The 16,746-nt window shown below is 58.3% G+C and carries 15 protein-coding genes; 8 read left to right on the top strand and 7 right to left on the bottom strand.

The window, feature by feature from the left end; translation table 11 throughout:
- Nucleotides 1-3: 3 nt before the first annotated feature.
- Nucleotides 4-909 carry a BrxR family helix-turn-helix transcriptional regulator gene (locus AXW11_RS10180; RefSeq protein ID WP_036207665.1) on the bottom strand — a complete coding sequence of 302 codons (906 nt, stop codon included), beginning with the start codon at nt 907-909 and terminating at the stop codon, nt 4-6.
- A 307-nt stretch (nt 910-1,216) separates the two neighbouring features.
- Here AXW11_RS10180 and AXW11_RS10175 point away from each other — a divergent pair, with 307 nt between their 5' ends.
- The 7 genes from AXW11_RS10175 (at nt 1,217) to AXW11_RS10145 (ending at nt 8,827) form a co-directional block, all read left to right on the top strand.
- Nucleotides 1,217-2,500: an MFS transporter gene (locus AXW11_RS10175; RefSeq protein WP_036207663.1), complete on the top strand. Its 1,284-nt coding sequence runs from the start codon at nt 1,217-1,219 to the stop codon at nt 2,498-2,500.
- Nucleotides 2,501-2,690: 190 nt separating this feature from the next.
- A complete protein-coding gene (locus AXW11_RS10170; protein ID WP_036207661.1) occupies nt 2,691-3,116 on the top strand; it encodes a MarR family transcriptional regulator in 426 nt (141 codons plus the stop codon).
- Nucleotides 3,117-3,155: 39 nt separating this feature from the next.
- Nucleotides 3,156-4,547: a DHA2 family efflux MFS transporter permease subunit gene (locus AXW11_RS10165; protein WP_036207660.1), complete on the top strand. Its 1,392-nt coding sequence runs from the start codon at nt 3,156-3,158 to the stop codon at nt 4,545-4,547.
- Nucleotides 4,548-4,777: 230 nt separating this feature from the next.
- Nucleotides 4,778-5,347, top strand: coding sequence for a TMEM165/GDT1 family protein (locus AXW11_RS10160; protein WP_036207659.1), 570 nt, complete (start codon nt 4,778-4,780; stop codon nt 5,345-5,347).
- A gap of 44 nt (nt 5,348-5,391) precedes the next feature.
- On the top strand, nt 5,392-6,459 hold the full coding sequence (locus AXW11_RS10155; protein WP_075196355.1) for a L,D-transpeptidase family protein: 1,068 nt from the start codon (nt 5,392-5,394) through the stop codon (nt 6,457-6,459).
- Between the two features lie 42 nt (nt 6,460-6,501).
- Nucleotides 6,502-7,974 carry an NfeD family protein gene (locus AXW11_RS10150; protein WP_075196354.1) on the top strand — a complete coding sequence of 491 codons (1,473 nt, stop codon included), beginning with the start codon at nt 6,502-6,504 and terminating at the stop codon, nt 7,972-7,974.
- Between the two features lie 58 nt (nt 7,975-8,032).
- A complete protein-coding gene (locus tag AXW11_RS10145) occupies nt 8,033-8,827 on the top strand; it encodes a slipin family protein (protein ID WP_041332783.1) in 795 nt (264 codons plus the stop codon).
- Between the two features lie 67 nt (nt 8,828-8,894).
- Here AXW11_RS10145 and AXW11_RS10140 read toward each other — a convergent pair whose 3' ends face one another.
- From AXW11_RS10140 to AXW11_RS10120, 5 genes are all read right to left on the bottom strand, one after another.
- Nucleotides 8,895-9,176: an Lpp/OprI family alanine-zipper lipoprotein gene (locus tag AXW11_RS10140; protein WP_007154661.1), complete on the bottom strand. Its 282-nt coding sequence runs from the start codon at nt 9,174-9,176 to the stop codon at nt 8,895-8,897.
- 223 nt (nt 9,177-9,399) lie between these two features.
- Nucleotides 9,400-9,846: a L,D-transpeptidase family protein gene (locus tag AXW11_RS10135; protein WP_226910032.1), complete on the bottom strand. Its 447-nt coding sequence runs from the start codon at nt 9,844-9,846 to the stop codon at nt 9,400-9,402.
- A 217-nt stretch (nt 9,847-10,063) separates the two neighbouring features.
- On the bottom strand, nt 10,064-11,779 hold the full coding sequence (locus tag AXW11_RS10130) for a potassium/proton antiporter (RefSeq protein ID WP_041332786.1): 1,716 nt from the start codon (nt 11,777-11,779) through the stop codon (nt 10,064-10,066).
- Nucleotides 11,780-11,830: 51 nt separating this feature from the next.
- Nucleotides 11,831-13,141: an NAD(P)/FAD-dependent oxidoreductase gene (locus AXW11_RS10125; RefSeq protein WP_036207642.1), complete on the bottom strand. Its 1,311-nt coding sequence runs from the start codon at nt 13,139-13,141 to the stop codon at nt 11,831-11,833.
- A gap of 166 nt (nt 13,142-13,307) precedes the next feature.
- On the bottom strand, nt 13,308-13,913 hold the full coding sequence (locus tag AXW11_RS10120; RefSeq protein WP_091642624.1) for a TetR/AcrR family transcriptional regulator: 606 nt from the start codon (nt 13,911-13,913) through the stop codon (nt 13,308-13,310).
- 122 nt (nt 13,914-14,035) lie between these two features.
- On the opposite strand from AXW11_RS10120, the gene AXW11_RS10115 reads away from it, so the two are divergent.
- Nucleotides 14,036-14,590 carry a carboxymuconolactone decarboxylase family protein gene (locus tag AXW11_RS10115; RefSeq protein WP_041332790.1) on the top strand — a complete coding sequence of 185 codons (555 nt, stop codon included), beginning with the start codon at nt 14,036-14,038 and terminating at the stop codon, nt 14,588-14,590.
- A gap of 31 nt (nt 14,591-14,621) precedes the next feature.
- Here the strand turns inward: AXW11_RS10115 and AXW11_RS10110 are convergent, their stop codons facing one another.
- Nucleotides 14,622-16,724: a NosR/NirI family protein gene (locus AXW11_RS10110; RefSeq protein WP_041332791.1), complete on the bottom strand. Its 2,103-nt coding sequence runs from the start codon at nt 16,722-16,724 to the stop codon at nt 14,622-14,624.
- Nucleotides 16,725-16,746 lie beyond the last annotated feature (22 nt).

The following is a 16,746-nucleotide window of genomic DNA, read 5'->3' as shown; positions in this document are numbered from 1 at the left end:
AGTCTAGCAGAGCCCCGCTACTGCTTTAATAGCCCGTTCGCGAGCCGACTCGGCAATGCCCAGCTGCTCTTCGTTGGCCAGTTCCAGCTGCTGGACCATTGGGTCCGGGTGCTGGCTGTCTGAACCCAGGCCGAGCCGGGACAGTACGTAGGGTGCAAGGGCCGCGCGAATGGTGAGTTCGAGCCGGTTGCTGACCATGCCGTAATCGGTGGCAACAATATCCTGCTGTGCCTTGTTCAAACGGCTATCAGGCATCATCACCAGTGAGACTTGACGGTTCCAGTCATCATCATGCTGGATGGTGTGACGGCTGCGTTGCCGGGTGGTTTCCGGCTTGCCGCGGAAACGGCTGAGGGCGAAGTCCCGAAATTCCCGGTTGGCGTCGCACCAGGCACGGAGGTGCCAGTTCTGGCCGACACACACCAGAGTGTGGGGTTCCAGAGTGCGCTGGGAAACACCAGCGGGGCTTAGGGAGGCATACTCTGCCTTCATCACCCGGCCGTGGCGAGCTGCTGCAACTGCGGCACGCATGACTTCCGGCTTAACAACCCGTTCCGGGCCACGGACGATGGTGCTGTCAGGCAAGCTGATATTAAGCGATTCAAAGGTGTCGCTGAGGGCGTCCTGGCGAGCCAGCAGATCCTGGTATTCACTGGCGTTGCCGGCGGTGACCACCGGCCGGAAACTGGACGATGGCACATAGCCTTTAAGGTGGCGATCGTAAACCAGATTGTCCGGCGCCAGTTCCCGCAGGTAGGTGTTGATATCCTTGGAAGCCTGCTGTCGCCCAATGCCGAAACTGTGGCAGATATGATTGGTGGTGAGCCGTCCTTCCCATAGGGCGATGATTTCAATCAGCCGGTAGCGAAGCAACAGATCCCATCGAATGGGCCAGTCCGTCTTTTTCATAACCAGGCGCTCATGGTTAGCGTGGATTGCATGAGATGAGAGACTCTCGTGGGTTCAAATAGGCAGCGATCAAACTACCCACATGTTAACCCTTCAGGCCGCCAGCGTGTGTTACGTCACCTTAATGTAAAATGATGTTAAATCCAGTCATCACGGCGCTGCAAGCGGTATTGGGGATTTCGGGAACTGCGTAGTGGTTTTGTGAATTACGCCCTGTTCTAATTCGTGCTCTGCAATGTTCCGGCGTTGCTGCTAGTTTCATTACATTCCTGTATCAACCTGTTTAAAGTACGCCGGAGCCAGACCGATGACCCGAATGGTCACCTCGCTTTCAGCCCTGATCCTCAGTATTGTCCTGCTGGTCAGTGGCAACGCCTTTCTGATGACTCTGTTGGGTGTGCGACTGAGTATTGAAGCGGTCTCGCCGAACATTATCGGCTGGATCCTGGTGTGTTACTCCATTGGCTTCGTGTTGGGTACGCTCTACGTCCATCTCATCATCGGTCGTGTCGGGCATATCCGGGCTTTCGCGGTCTTTGCCGCCATGGCGGCGGTGTGCGCCCTGCTGTATCCCATGGCGGTGTCCGAGGTGTTCTGGGCCATTTTGCGTGCCTTGTCGGGCTTCAGTGTGGCCGGCGTTCTGGTGGTGATTGAGAGCTGGTTCAGCAGTCGCGCCACCAACGCCAACCGGGGCGCCCTTTTTGCGGTTTACCAGATTGTGTTCTACCTGTCCGCCGCCGGTGGCCAGTTGCTGATCAACGTCGGTGAGCCGTCTTCGTTCATACCGTTTTCGCTCGCCGCTGTCCTGTTGACGCTGGCGCTGATTCCATTGTCGTTGACACGTATGGATGCCCCGGTGATCGAGCAGTCCGAGCGACTGTCATTCTTCACCCTGGCCCGTGAGTCGTTCACCGGGGTTTCCGGTGCGCTGATCTGCGGTGTCATGATTGGTTCTTTTTATGCGCTCGGCCCGGTATACGCCACCCTGGTGGGTCTGGAGGTCAGCCGGGTGTCCACCTTCATGGCCAGTGCCATTGTGGCGGCCATGCTCCTGGCCTGGCCGCTGGGGCTGGTGTGTGACCGGTTTGATCGTCGCCGCGTCATGTTCTGGGTGGCGGTGGCAGCGGGCACCGCGGCGGTGTCGGTTGGCATCCTCGGGGCTGAACGGATGTGGCTACTGACCCTGCTGGTTGGCCTGTTCACGGGCCTCTCGGCCACGCTGTATCCGATCGCGGTTGCAATCACCAACGACCGGATGGAAAGTAATCGTATTGTGGCCGCCAGCGCAACACTGCTGCTGAGTTACGGCGTGGGCAGTGTCATTGGCCCCATCGTGATGGCCGAGTTGGTGGGCATATTGGGCCCAAGGGGGCTGTTCTTCGGCAACGCCGGTTTCCTGGTGGTGTTGGCGATTATCACCAGTTATCGCATCAGCCACACGGAAGACGTGCCGGTGGCGGAGCAGGAACACTTCATACCTGCCATGCCTGAGACCTCGCCGGTGCTGACGGAAATGGACCCCCGTAACGAGGAATTTCACGAGTCACCAGCGGCTCAGGAGCGTGACGAAGACCTACACAGGACCGGCTGATAGGCCGGTCTTTCTCGCCTATCGGGCCGCGTCTCTCGGTTTTCCCCAATTTTGTTTCACCTTGCATATCTGTTTTTATCGTAATGGTTAGCTTACTATTGGTAACGTTGTCCGTCACTGCACCGTTTCGGCAGTGGTATTCGTTACAGGTAGTACAGCAGTCGATACCCCATTACCGGAGTCCCAGATCATGAGAGATCAGTTTCCCTTTGCCGTAGCCCGGGTCACCCGTCGCTGGCGCAAATTGCTGGATGAACGCCTTAAGGATCTGGGTGTCACCCAGGCTCGTTGGACCACCATGGTCTATCTGCAACAAGGGGGCGAAGGGCTGACCCAGCGTGAGCTCGCCCGCCTGATGGCCATTGAGAATCCGACGCTGGTGCGATTGCTGGACAGCCTGGAACAGCAGGGCCTGATTGAGCGCCGTCCCTGTCCCAATGATCGTCGTGCCCGCCGTCTTCACCTTACCAAGGACGGGACCGAATTCATGAACGTCCTGACCGAGCGTGCGGCCCGCCTGCGTGAAGAGATGCTGGAGGGTATTAGCGACCGGGACATCGAAGGTGCCGTCAAGGTGTTCCACAGGATCCTGGAGAATGCGGAGCGGCAACGGTAATGGTGTGCGGTCGATATCTCGGCCTGAAGGGGTCTTGGTCTGAGTGATAACACGGTTGAGGGGTTAAGGGCCCGTTACGGCGAACGCTGGCGTTGGCTGGCGGTTGCCACGGTCATGCTGGGCACCATGGCAACGGTGCTCAGCGCAACCGTGGTCAATGTTGCGCTGCACGACATCATGCTGGAATTCGGTATTCGGCAGGGCCAGGTGCACTGGCTGGCCACCGGGTTCATCGCGGCCATGACCACCACCATGCTGGCCTCGTCGTGGCTTCTGGATCACTTTGGCGTGCGCAAGACCCTGGCGACGGCCATGTTCCTGTTCACGGTGATCTCCCTCCTTGGTGGTTTTGCCACCTCCCCGGAACAGTTGATTGCCGCCCGCATTGGCCAGGGTGCCATGGCGGGGCTCATGCAGCCCATGGGTATGTATCTGGTGTTCCGGATTTTCCCCCGCAACCGTCGTGGGCAGGCTATGGGTATCTACGGCATGGGTGTGATTCTCGCTCCAGCCCTGGGCCCGGTTCTCGGGGGCTTCCTGGTGGATCAGTTGGACTGGCGCTATGTGATGTTCGCCCCCGTGCCCGTCACCCTGACCGGGGTGTTTATGGCATGGCGCTTTCTGCCGCTGCCGGTCTCCCGCCCGGCTCCCTACCGTTTTGACTTTCCTGGGTTGGTGCTCCTGGGCGCTGCCATCGGTCTGTCGCTGGACACCCTCAACCGGCTTCAGGAACTGGCGGGACAGGAAGCACGAATTGCCATCGAGGGCGCTGTTGCGGTCATCGCCCTGGTGCTGTTTGTGATTCGTGAGCGACGCGCCCGACACCCATTGGTGAACATAGAGCTTCTACGCAATCCGGCCTTCGTATACGCCAACGTGGGCGCCATGGCGTTGGGGCTCGCCTTGTTTGGCTCCACCTACCTGGTACCCCTGTTTGTGCAGACGGCCCTGGAATTCACCGCCACCGAAGCCGGTTTGCTGATGTTGCCAGCAGGCATTGTGCTGGGCATGACCTTTCCATTGGCCGGGAGACTGGCGGACCGCCTGAGTGCCCGTAAGCTGGTGATATTCGGCATTGTCCTGTTCGCCATGTCGGCCATGTTGTTTGCGGTATCGGACATTGAGCTCGCCTTCGGCTGGCTGGCGCTATGGACCGTGTTGGGGCGAATCGGTATCGGCTTCATGCTGCCAGCCCTCTCAACGGGTGCCCTGAATCCACTGGCGCCGGAGCAACTCGGTGCCGGTTCGAGCACCATTAACTTTACCCGCCAGCTGGGTGGGGCCTTTGGCGTCAATATCGTGGCCCTGACCATTGAATTTGGTGACCACAGTGGCGGCATCCCCACCATTGGGGCGTTTCATTCAGCCTGGTGGCTGGTGGCTGTATTCGTGGCGATGGCGGCCATTCCAGTGTGGAAAATGCGCGTATAGTTGCCATCCGCCCAGGTATTGATTAACATTTCGGCACTCTTCAGGGGAGTAGCCTCCGCAACGGAACCCGTTTCCAGGGGCGGATGGTAGTCAACATACTTGGGGCTCAATCTCCGTGGCTATCATGTTTCACCGGTACATCGGTGAAATTGGCAAGACCTGAGGCAGTTTCACCTCCCAGGGCGGAAGGTGGGCTGTCTCATGTCTGAATGTCCGCCCCGGAGCTTTTCATGGACGCTTTTCTCGCTTCAACGTTTGCGGTCGCCATTGCGGAGATCGGCGACAAGACCCAACTACTCTCTCTCTTCCTGGTTGCCCGTTACGCCAAGCGTGCGCCCATCATTCTTGGCATACTTGTCGCCACCCTGCTGAACCATGCCTTGTCAGCGCTGTTGGGTGCCTGGATCGCAGAGTGGATTCCGCAAGCCTGGCTACCTTGGATCCTGGCTACCAGCTTCGTGGCCATTGCGCTCTGGTTGTTGATTCCGGACAAGGATGACAATGGCGATTCGGCGTTCCTGGGGATGGGCGCCTTCATGGCCACGACGGTGATGTTCTTCCTGGCGGAGATCGGCGACAAGACCCAGGTTGCAACCGTGGTGCTGGCCGCGCGATATACGGACACCTTCTGGGTGATTATGGGCACCACCGTTGGTATGCTGCTGGCTAATATACCGGTTATCATGGCTGGTAAATGGTTGATGGAGCGGTTACCACTGGCGACGGCCAGAATTGGAGCCAGCCTTCTATTTATGATTCTGGCTGTTGCCACCGTTTGGACAGCCCTGACGTCGGTTTGAAGCGCGTTGTTGTCGCCGCAGACCGGATATCGGATTGAGACGCTATGTATCGAACGCAGTTGACAGGTTTTCTGCTGGTTTTGCTGGCCCTGGTGTCGGCCAACGTGGTTGGTGCCGAAACGGAAGCGCAGGCCGCGGGTCAGGAACTGACTACAGCCAAAGGAAAAAGCGACACCCCCGAGAAGCCCCGTGTTCCCCGGTTTTCCATTGACGGGGATCTGGCCGGGGAGCTGTCGGTGATGACCACCCGCTATGAAGACACCTTTGCGGCCATTGGCAATCAGAACAGTCTTGGTTATCTGGAACTCGTTAAGGCCAACCCCGGTGTTGATCCCTGGCTGCCCGGTGATGGCACCCGGATAACTGTGCCCCGGCACTACGTGCTTCCGGATGTAAAGCGCGAGGGCATAATCATCAATCTGGCGGAATACCGTTTGTACTACTTTACTGAGGGAAAGGTACAGGTCTATCCGGTGGGGGTAGGCACCGATGACAACCCATCGCCACTGACCAACGCTGAAGTGACCATGCCACTGGAGTCGCCGGCCTGGTATCCGCCTGCAAGCATCCGTGCCGAATACGAAGCTGCGGGAGAGTACCTGCCCAGGATGATTCCACCGGGGCCGGGTAATCCTCTGGGGTCCCACGCACTGATGCTCAGTGAGAAAGGGTACCTGATTCACGGTACCAACAAGTTGTTCGGAGTGGGCATGCAGGTCAGTCACGGTTGTTTCCGCATGTACAACGAGGATATATCGCGGTTTGTCTACGAAGTCAGTAAGGGCACGCCGGTGCAGGTTATCCATGAGCCCGTGAAGATCGGCCTGAAAGGTAATGAGGTCTGGCTGGAGGTACACCGCCCTGAAGAAGACTACAGTCAGCAGGACCGTGAACAATTGTGGAAGCAGGTGCAGAAAAAGGTGGAAGACTTCCGCCAGAAAATGCCCGGTGTGGAAGTGAAGCGCATGGCCATTGAACTGGCTGTGGACCAGGCGGACGGCCTGCCGCGGATGGTGGGTGAACGTCTGACCCGCGTCGCGGATGAGTCTGCCGGGCCGATGCGAAGTACCCCAGATGGCAATAAAGGTGAGAAGCAACGCCTCTGGTTCTGATACCGAAGGCTCTGATCCGCTGAACGGATCCGGGGAGGAGTGATGATCGCTAACCGACCCAACCAATCCAATCCCTCCGGCCGCCTGCACTGGTGGCTGGCCGTGTTCCTGCTGGGCCTGGTGCTGGCATTGGCCTCTCTGTCCCATACGGTTATCGCCCAGCAGGATGACGCTCCGAGAGGTCTTGTGTTGACCGTCGACGGGGCTATCGGCCCTGCCACCATGGACTACCTGGTGCGTGGCATTCGCCGCGCCGAGTCCGAAGGTGCCGAGTTGCTTGTTATCCGGATGGATACCCCTGGCGGTCTGATGGAATCCATGCGCGGTATCATCAAGGAGATCCTTTCTTCAGAGGTACCCGTGGTGACCTGGGTGTCGCCGGCAGGGGCGCGTGCCGCCAGCGCCGGTACCTACATTCTCTATGGCAGTCACGTGGCGGCCATGGCAGGGGCCACCCACCTGGGTTCGGCCACGCCGGTCCAGATGGGCGGGCTGCCCGGTTCCGAGGAACAGAAGCCTGCAGAAGACGCCGGGGATGCCAATCCCGATGACAAGGAAAGCGCCGGAAACGAGGAATCGGCGCAGGATGACGCCTCCGATAAACGCCGAGGCGGCACGGCCATGGAGCGCAAGGTTCTGGAAGATGCCGTCAGCTACATCCGTGGCTTGGCGGAGCGACATGGCCGCAACGCCGACTGGGCGGAGCAGGCAGTGCGCGAAGCCGTCAACCTGGGCGCCGAAGAAGCGCTGGCGCAGAACGTGGTCGATGTGGTGGCTGACAACATGGACAGCCTGATGCAGCAGATCGACGGGCGCACCGTGAAAATGGCCAATGGCGAGAAAACGCTGGCCACCGCGAACATTGAATTGACGCGAGCAGACCCGGACTGGCGCACGCGACTGCTATCGGTGATCACCAATCCGAATGTCGCTTACTTCCTGATGATCATCGGCTTCTACGGCATTATCTTCGAATTATCCAACCCCGGGGCGATATTCCCGGGTGTGATTGGCGCTATCTGCCTGATCCTCGCACTGTTTGCCTTCCAGGTGCTGTCCGTCAATTACGCGGGCCTGGCGCTGATTCTGTTGGGGCTTGCCTTCATTGTCGGCGAGGCCTTTATGCCCAGCTTCGGCATACTGGGCATAGGGGGGATTGTCGCGTTTGTAGCCGGTTCCATCATACTGATGGACGGCAGCCATCAGGAGATTTCACTGCCCACCATCGGTGGCACGGCACTGGTCGCGGCCGGCTTTATCCTCTGGACCGTCATCAAGTTCATCGGCTTGCGCCGGAAGCACCCGGTCAGCGGAAGCGAACAGATTGTCCACGAGAGAGTGACCGCACTTGATGACTTTCAGGAAGACGACGGGTATTTCAGGGGGCACGTGCGCATGAGCGGTGAACGCTGGAATGCCGCCTGCAAATCCCCAGTAGGCAACGGTGACAAACTGAGGGTGACTGCATTGGAAGGTTTGACGGTGTACGTCGAAGCCGACAAAGCGGAACCCTGACGCCGGCCTGGAGAATGTTGACAGGTTACCCGGCGATCGAGCCAACGAAGGAGGCCTTATGAACATCACAGACCTGATTCCCTATATCGCACCCACGGTGGTGCTCCTGCTGATTCTTGGGTCGGCGATCAAGATTCTGCCGGAATACGAGCGTGGCGTGGTTTTCTTCCTGGGGCGCTTTCAGGGTGTCAAAGGGCCTGGCCTGATCATCGTAATCCCAGGTATCCAACAGATAACCCGCGTGGATTTGCGTGTTATTGCGTTGGACGTGCCAAGCCAGGACGTTATCTCGAAAGACAACGTGACCGTGCGGGTCAATGCCGTGCTGTATTTCCGGGTGGTCGACCCTGAGCGTGCGATTATACGGGTCGAGGATTTCGGCTCTGCTACCAGTCAACTGGCCCAGACGACGTTGCGTTCGGTACTGGGTAAGCATGATCTCGATGAAATGCTCTCAGAGCGTGACAAGCTGAATTCGGATATCCAGAGTATTATCGACGCCCAGACCGAGGAATGGGGCATCAAGGTCGCCAACGTTGAAATCAAGCACGTGGACCTGAACGAGTCGATGATTCGTGCCATTGCCCGTCAGGCGGAGGCAGAGCGGGAGCGTCGTGCCAAGGTGATTCACGCGGAGGGTGAATTGCAGGCATCGAAAAAGCTGGTTGAAGCGGCCGAAGTTATGTCCGCCAACTCTGGAGCAATGCAGCTGCGCTACATGCAAACCCTGGCGGATATGAGCACCAACAACAGTTCCACGATTGTGTTCCCGCTGCCGATGGAAATGATGTCTGCCTTTATGAGCAAAACGCCCTCACCACAGAAGCCGAAGAGCGATAACGACGAATCCTGATGAGTGCTACCAGGCGCCCACAAAAAAGGCCGGGACGAATCCCGGCCTTTTTTGTTACGTAACAGCCTTACTTCTGGCTGGCACGCTCGAGCATACGCTTGGCGCGCTCGTTGGCTTCGTTAGCAGCCTTCTGGGCAGCCTTGGCGGCAGCCAGTGCTTCGTCAGCAGTGCGCTGAGCGGAGCGTGCAGCGCTGGAAGCGCTGTTAGCGGTGTTCAGTGCATTTTCAGCGGTCTGCTCGGCGGAAGAAGCGGTTGCATTTGCTTCGTCGAGAGCGCCCTGGTCGGTTGTCGCACAACCTGCGGTCAGTGCGGTGGCCAGTGCAAACCCTGCGATCGTCAGTTTACGCATTGTATATCCCCTTATTGGTCGTTTTATTTCCTGCGTTCCAGAAGTCGTTGGTGCAGACATTCTGTCAAAACGGGGTCGTTAGCGTTTGGCTAACGACATCGTCAAACAGTGTAAATCAGTCTAGACAGAAATGTTAACTAAGGATACGTAAAAGTTCCTAGGTTATGACAACAACTTAATATTGCAGCAAGAATCTACGCATGAAGCGGGGATTGGATCAGTGTCAGGGGACAATCCGTATTGGCGTACCATCAGCCACCAATTGCCAGATTTCGTCCATTTCCTCGTTACTGACGGCGATGCAACCATCGGTCCAGTCCAATCCGAGGAACGCGAATGCCATATCACCGGCCTCGTTTGGCAAACCATGAATCATGATGCTACCGCCGGGATCGAGCCCCCAGGCAGAAGCCTGCTCGCGGTCTTCAGCATTGGGATAGGAAATGTGGATGGATTTGTAGAAATCGCTGTTGGAGTTGCGCCAATCCAACACATATTTGCCTTCGGGGGTGCGCTTATCCCCTTCGTAGAGCTTGTGCCCCGAGGGGTTGTCGCCCAGCCCGATACGGTAGCTGCGCACCACCTGGTCACCGGACAGCAGGTAAAGCCTGCGCTCTTCCTTGCGAACCAGAACCTCGCTGACTTCCGGCGTTTCATCCATGGCACCCATCGGCAGCTCCGATGCCGATAGCGGGGATAGGGGCGCCAGCAACAACGAGAAAGCAAAGGCCAGAAAGCTGGCAATGGCAACTGAGGACCGGCCGGTGCCGGAGAGTGAAATCGACATTTTCAGTAGCATAAGGAGTCAATGATTAATCTTTGTACACTTTATAGCACAGGACTTTTGTGAATCGAACCAGGGTTTTGAGTGTTTTTGTTAAAGATTTTTATTGGTTGTCCATTTTCAGGCCTACCTTCGTCACCCGGTCGGCCTCGGTTGCCCTTGCGACCAGGGTAACGGGGCCCAGTACCACCTTATCACCTACCACCGGATGCCCTTTGGTGCGACGGGCGAAGCACTCGGCCAGGGAAAGCTCCGGGGGCAGCTGGTCAAACTCGATGCCGTAGACCTGCTCCACATCCCCCAGCAGAGCATCACCATTGAGCACGAAGTCGCCAAAGAAGGCGCGCTCGGCGAGGTATTTGGGTGCATGGCGACCGCTGAGGGCTTTGCCCAGCTCGGACAGCATCGCTGGCGTTGCAAACATTGCCAGTACATCGCCGCTGGCGACTTCCATATCCGGGCTCGGCTGATAACACGTCCGTTTGCGGAAAACGCCAGCAATGGCCGTGTTGTCCGGTAACCGGAGCTGGCCCAGGGGTCTGGGTGACTCCCAGGCGCCGCCCCGGAGCGGAAACAGCATCAATTCGTGGTCCCCGGCGGCCGGGACATCGAGGGGCAGGCGGCGGTAGGGATCTTCACCGGCGGGGACTTCCAGTCGCAGCTTCCTGGCCAATGGCGCCATGGTGGTCCCCTGGACCACCAGCGACACCAGTACGATGAAGAAGGCGACATGGAAGATGAGCTGCGCCTCCGGCAGCCCGGCGATGATCGGGAATAACGCCAGTACAATGGGCACGGCGCCTCGCAAGCCCACCCAACTGATAAAACCCAGTTCGCGCCGGTTAAAACCGAAAGGCCAGAGCGTTGCCATCACCGTCAGCGGCCGGATCAGGAAAATCAGCGCCAGCGCCAGGACCAGACCGCCCCCGGCGAGAGGCAACAGTTCCGAGGGCGTGACCAACAACCCCAGCATCAGGAACAGGCATAGCTGGGCCAGCCAGGCCAGGCCATCGTGAACCTGGAGAATCATCGGCATCATTCGAACCGGGCGGTTGCCAACCACCACACCGGCCAGATAGATCGCCAGGAAACCGCTGCCTCCGAGCGCGTTCGTGCCGGAGAACACCATGATGCCGGCGGCCACCACCAGCAAAGGGTATAGCGACGGGGTCAGCCGAACCCGGTTGGCCAGTTCCACCACGATGAAACCGCCGGCGACGCCTACCGCACCGCCAATGCCGAATTGCTTCACCAGCATCATCAGCGCCATCCAGCCTTCGGATGTTCCGCCTGCCTCAATCATGGTGACCAGCATCAGGGTCAGGAAAATCGCCATCGGGTCGTTGCTGCCGGACTCGATTTCCAGGGTTGCACTGACCCGTTCGTTCAAATGAAGGCCGCGCCCCTGAAGCAGCGAGAACACCGCAGCTGCGTCGGTGGAGGAGATAATGGCGCCGATCAGCAGTGCTGTCAGCCAGTGCATGTCGAACACCCACCAGGCCACCAGGCCGGCCCCGGAGGCGGTCAGGAATACGCCAACGGAGGCGAGTACCAATGCCGGGCGGAGACCGACACGAAAGGTTTCTGCCCGGGTGCGCATGCCGCCATCCAGCAGGATCACGCCGAGCGCCAGGTTGGCAATCAGGAACGCCAGCTCGAAGTCGTCGAAGAGGATGCCACCGGGACCGTCTTCCCCCATGATCATGCCGACCACGAGAAAAATCAGCAGTACCGGCATGCCCAGCCTGCTGGACAGCGGGCTGAGCATGATGCTGATGACCAGCATCAGAGCGCCGATCAGAGTAACTAGCGGATCCATTCCTGCTCCGGCCTGGGAATATGTCTCGATGATAGCAGGGTCACGAGCGGATCAGTGCAGTTTCAGGCGAGGGTGCATGGCCCGGCTTATCCGGTCCATCAACCAGATGATTCCGGTTCGAACGACGCCGTGCAGCGCGACCTGGTGCATGCGGTAGAGCGACAGGTAAAACAGGCGCGCGACTTTGCCCTCGATGTACATACTGCGACCGGAGAGATTCCCCATCAGGTTCCCCACGGTGGTGTAGCGGCTGAAATTGATCAGCGAGCCATGGTCATTGTAGACAAACGGAACCGCCTCACGGCCTTCCAGTCGATGACACAGGGTCTTGAAAAGAGTGTCTGCCTGCTGGTGCGCGGATTGAGCACGCGGTGGTACGGGCCGTTCTGACTGGGGCTGGGGGCACTCCGCGCAATCGCCAAAGGCAAAGATGTCCGGAGCCGTGGTGGCCTCCAGGGTTTGCTTCACCTTGATCTGGTTGCCACGGTTCGTTTCCAGGCCGTCCAGTGTAGCCAGGAACGCAGGCGCCTTGATGCCGGCGGCCCAGATGGTCATCTCCGAGGCGATTTCCGTGCCGTCTTTGAGCACCACCACGCCATCGCGGACCTCGCTGACGGGTTCGCCAGTCATCACCCTGACATTCTGGTGATCCAGTTCGCGGGTTGCAGCCTCGGAGAGCCGGGCCGGCAGCGCCGGCAGAATGCGGTCAGCGGCTTCGACAACGGTAATGGATACATCCTCCGGCCGCAGGTGGTTCATGCCGTATATGGGCAGTTCCCTGGAAGCCAGTCGCAGTTCCGCTGCCAGTTCAACGCCGGTTGCGCCGGCGCCAATGATGGTGATGGGCAGTTCATGGCCATTGCCGGATTGGGCATCGTGGTTTTTACGCAAAAATGCGTTAAGCATCAGGTTGTGGAAACGCCGGGCCTGGTTGAGGCTGTCCAGGAACAGGCAATGATCCTGGGCGCCGGGGGTTCCGAAGTCGTTCGCTGTACTGCCCACGGCAATCACCAGGGTGTCATAACCGATGCGGCGTTCCGGCACGACTTCGCCCCCGTCCTCATCGTGGAATGGCGCGATGATCACTTCCCTGGCGTTGTGATCCAGGCCGTTCATGCGCCCGAGCTGGAATTCATAGTGATGCTTGCGTGCGTGGGCCCGGTAGTTGATTTCGTTGGCGTTGGCATCAAGCGAGCCGGAGGCCACTTCGTGGAGCAGGGGTTTCCAGACGTGGGTCAGGCCGGCGTCGACCAGGGTGATACGGGCTTTGCGTTTCTTTCCGAGTTTGTTGCCGAGGCGGGTGGCCAGCTCAAGACCGCCCGCGCCGCCGCCTACGACGACGATGTGATGCAGATTATCCATGACAAGGGTTCCTGAAGTGAAGATAGCCAAGAACTCTCGTCAAAAACCCTTGGCTGTCCTCACTGGGGAAGGCAACGACACAGAGCGGTAATGCTAACGCACTGTTGTGGCAGGGACAATTCGCCGTTAGTACCTATATCCGGGGCAGGACCGGAGCGGGCGGAGTCTAGTGGCGGGCACGATAGTGATCGAGCATGGCTGCCATGTCTTCGGCAAGCTCAGCGACCTGCTCAGGGCTGATCTCCCGTTGGGCAAAAGACCGGAGGCCAATGATCTGTGCCTGAAGCAATCTTGCCAGCCGGGCACAGTGGGTTCCCGGTGCCAGCTCGCCCTGGAGTTTCGCCTGCTCCAGAAGTTCAGTCAGAGCCTGCTCAATAGCGCTCAGGATCGAATTCGCCTGGTTTGCAATGGCCGTATTGGTGTTACTGGCTTCGAGCAGGGTTTTAACGACCATGCAGGCGCGGGATGGCGACTCGCCGCCGGGGCTGGCCTGTCGTGCGATGCAACGAAGGTGCTCCTGCAGCCCGTCCATCACCGACGGACTTCCAGCCAGGTGCTCGCGCAGTTCCAGCCCGCTTCTCTGTGCATAGGCAGCCAGCGCTTCGCTGAACAGTCCATCCTTGCTGCCAAAGGTTGCATAAATGCTGCCAGGGCGCATGTCCAGAGCCTGCTCAATCTGCTTCATGGAAGCGCCGGCATAGCCCCGCTCCCAAAACAGGTTCATTGCTTTGTCTAGCGCGATTTGTCGATCGTAACGAGCGTTTCTGGCCATGGGTACCTGCCAACGACGGGTGATTTAATTCCTCGTAATGATAACTTGAGTGATCGCTCAAAAACAGTTACCGTGGGTCTGTAATTGAATGAACGCTCAATATTAACCGAAAGGAGAGTGTTATGACGGATTTCACCATTCACGATGTCGAATCGGCGCCTGAAAAATCAAAACCGCTTCTGGAAAATTCAGTCAAGGGCTTTGGCATGATTCCCAGTTTGCACGGGATCATGGCAGAAGCACCAGGAACTCTTGAGGGTTATCAGACCTTGCACCGGTTGGTGCTGGAAAGCAGTTTTGACAATGATGAGAAAACCGTTGTCTGGCAGACCATCAACGTAGAGAACGCCTGCCATTACTGCGTACCGGCGCACACCGGAATCGCCAAGATGATGGAAGTGTCGGACGACATCATCAACGCGCTGCGCGACGAGACGCCACTGCCCAGTAACAAGCTTGAAGCCCTGAGGACGTTCACGCTGGCTGTCATGCACAAGAAAGGCAATGTCGGTAAGGAAGACCTGGATGCGTTCTATGGTGCTGGCTACAAGCATCGTCAGGTACTGGAAGTGATCCTGGTGCTGTCCCAGAAAGTCATGAGCAACTACATCAACCACATTGCGGAAACGCCGGTTGACGAGCCATTCCAGAAGTTTGCCTGGGAAAAGAAGAAGTAACGGAACGATTCCCTGACGCTACGGGTGCGGTTCAGCCCGCATCCGTTGCCAGTATCTGCGCTTGCCGCTGGCGTTTCTTCTCCAGCACCTTGTCCACGCATTGGCTCTGGTCTTTCAGAATCACCACGCACTCCAGGCACTGGATGCATTCGTTGTAATCAATCCGGCCATCTTTATGGATCGCATTGATTCCGCAACTGTTCTTGCAGTGCTGGCAAGGCTTGCCGCACAGCTCCACCCGGTCGAGCCAACTGAACAGGCGTAGCTTGCCCAGAACCGCCAGGCCGGCCCCGAGCGGGCAAAGGTAGCGGCAGTAGAACTTGTGGATGAACATGCCCACCACCAGCAGGCCAACGGCATAGCCGACGAACGGCCAATAACGCACGAAGAAGAGCGTGATGCCGGTTTTGAACGGTTCCACTTCCACCAGCTTCTCCGCCAGTTCCAGTGAATAGAACGCCGTTCCCACCAGCACCAGAAGTATCGGGTACTTCAATAGAATCAGCCGCCGATGCCATTTTTCCGGTACTTTCACCTGGCGGAGCTTCAGTTTCTCGCCCAACCAGGCCGCCATCTCCTGCAACGCGCCAAAGGGGCAGAGCCAGCCACAGAACAGCCCGCGCCCCCAGACAAACAGGCTGATAAAGGTGTAGGTCCACAGGATAAACAGCACCGGGTCCATCAGGAATACGTTGAGTGAAAAACCGTCCCAGATGGCCAGGAACAGGGTGTAGATATTCACCACCGAAAGCTGACCCTGAGCATAGAAGCCGATAAAGAACAGGGTGAAGAACAGAAAGCCCCAGCGGAACCGATGCACCAGTTTCGGATATTGGCTCAGGGTGCGCTGACGGGCGAAGAACACCGTCAACAGGGTGAGACTGAGGACCAACAGGGAAATGGTCAACCAGCGTTCCTTCCATAGCCCGATCCACACCGGTTGGCGATTGTCTTCTGGCCGAGGTGTCACCTCGACGGCTTCGAACAGCTCCTGCGCAAAGGCCATCGGGATCTCCAGCTCGGTGCTGTCGGCAACCAGGTGATTCTTCCGCAATGTGACGCCCAGCTTCAGAGTCGCTTCGGCACCGGGATTGAAGCCTGCGTTGCCGCCGACCCGGAACAGGGTTGTCCGGGCGAACTCCGGCATGCCGTCGGCGTTGATCTGTATGTTCTGGTCGAACACGTTGATATCGCGAATGTCCAGCGACAGACTATTTTGCTGCAATCCCAGGCGATCCGGTGAGCTTCCTGGGGTGAAGTCATCCGGTAGGTGTGGGTAAAGTCCGCGGGACATGACGGCCAGTATCTGGGCGTCTGGCCCCGTCTTTTCTTTCAGCCGCTGGAAACCTTCGTCGCCCAACAGATTGCGGCCCACCATTGGTGCGTTGATGTAGCCGAAAAACAGCTCGGCGAAAGGCTCGCCAGGGTCAGGTTGCGACGCCTCGGGATAATCCACCAGGGGCGAGCCCAGTTTCTGTTCGATCGCCGCAGAGCTGATACGCCAGTGGCCGATGTACCCCCGTTCGATCAGTTGCGCCCACGACAGCGGTTGGTAGAGATCGGTTTTCGCCCGGGTAGCAGGTGCCTGGGTAAACCCCTCCAGTTTTTTCCGCGCCACCTTGAGAGCTGACGAGAGAACTGTGTCGTTAATAATCAGCACCGACACGGTGGCTTTGCTCACTCCATCGAAATGCACCACGTTGCCATCCGGGCTTTTGCCGCTGCGAGAGCCCGACGTATCGATAATGATCTGTTCGGTGAGTGAGCGGCCCTCGTACTGATCAATGAACTCGAACAGTGGCTCCTCGCCCAGCCCATGGAGAAAAACCGGTTCGTGATGGTTGAGAATGCGAATGCCGGTAAAGCGGCCGCGGCTGTCGAGCCCGATCAACATGCTGACGGGTTTCCCGGCAAAGCCCTGGAGTGGACTGATATCGCGGGATTCGTAGGCGTAGCCTATCAGCTCCTGAAGCTGATACACCGGGTACACCGGGTAGTCCGGCAACCGGTCACGAATGTCTGTGGCCTTGGGGAATAGTTCCTGGATTAACGTCTGCTTCTCATCGTCCAGGGCGCCATACGTCGCCAGGGGAAAACAGGCTAGGACCAACAGCAGCAATAGCCGCAAGGGCATGGTCTCTCTCCATCGATTTCTT

The organism is Marinobacter sp. Hex_13, from assembly GCF_001566815.1.
Lineage (GTDB): Bacteria > Pseudomonadota > Gammaproteobacteria > Pseudomonadales > Oleiphilaceae > Marinobacter > Marinobacter salarius.
This window is presented reverse-complemented; position numbering and strand designations above follow the sequence as displayed.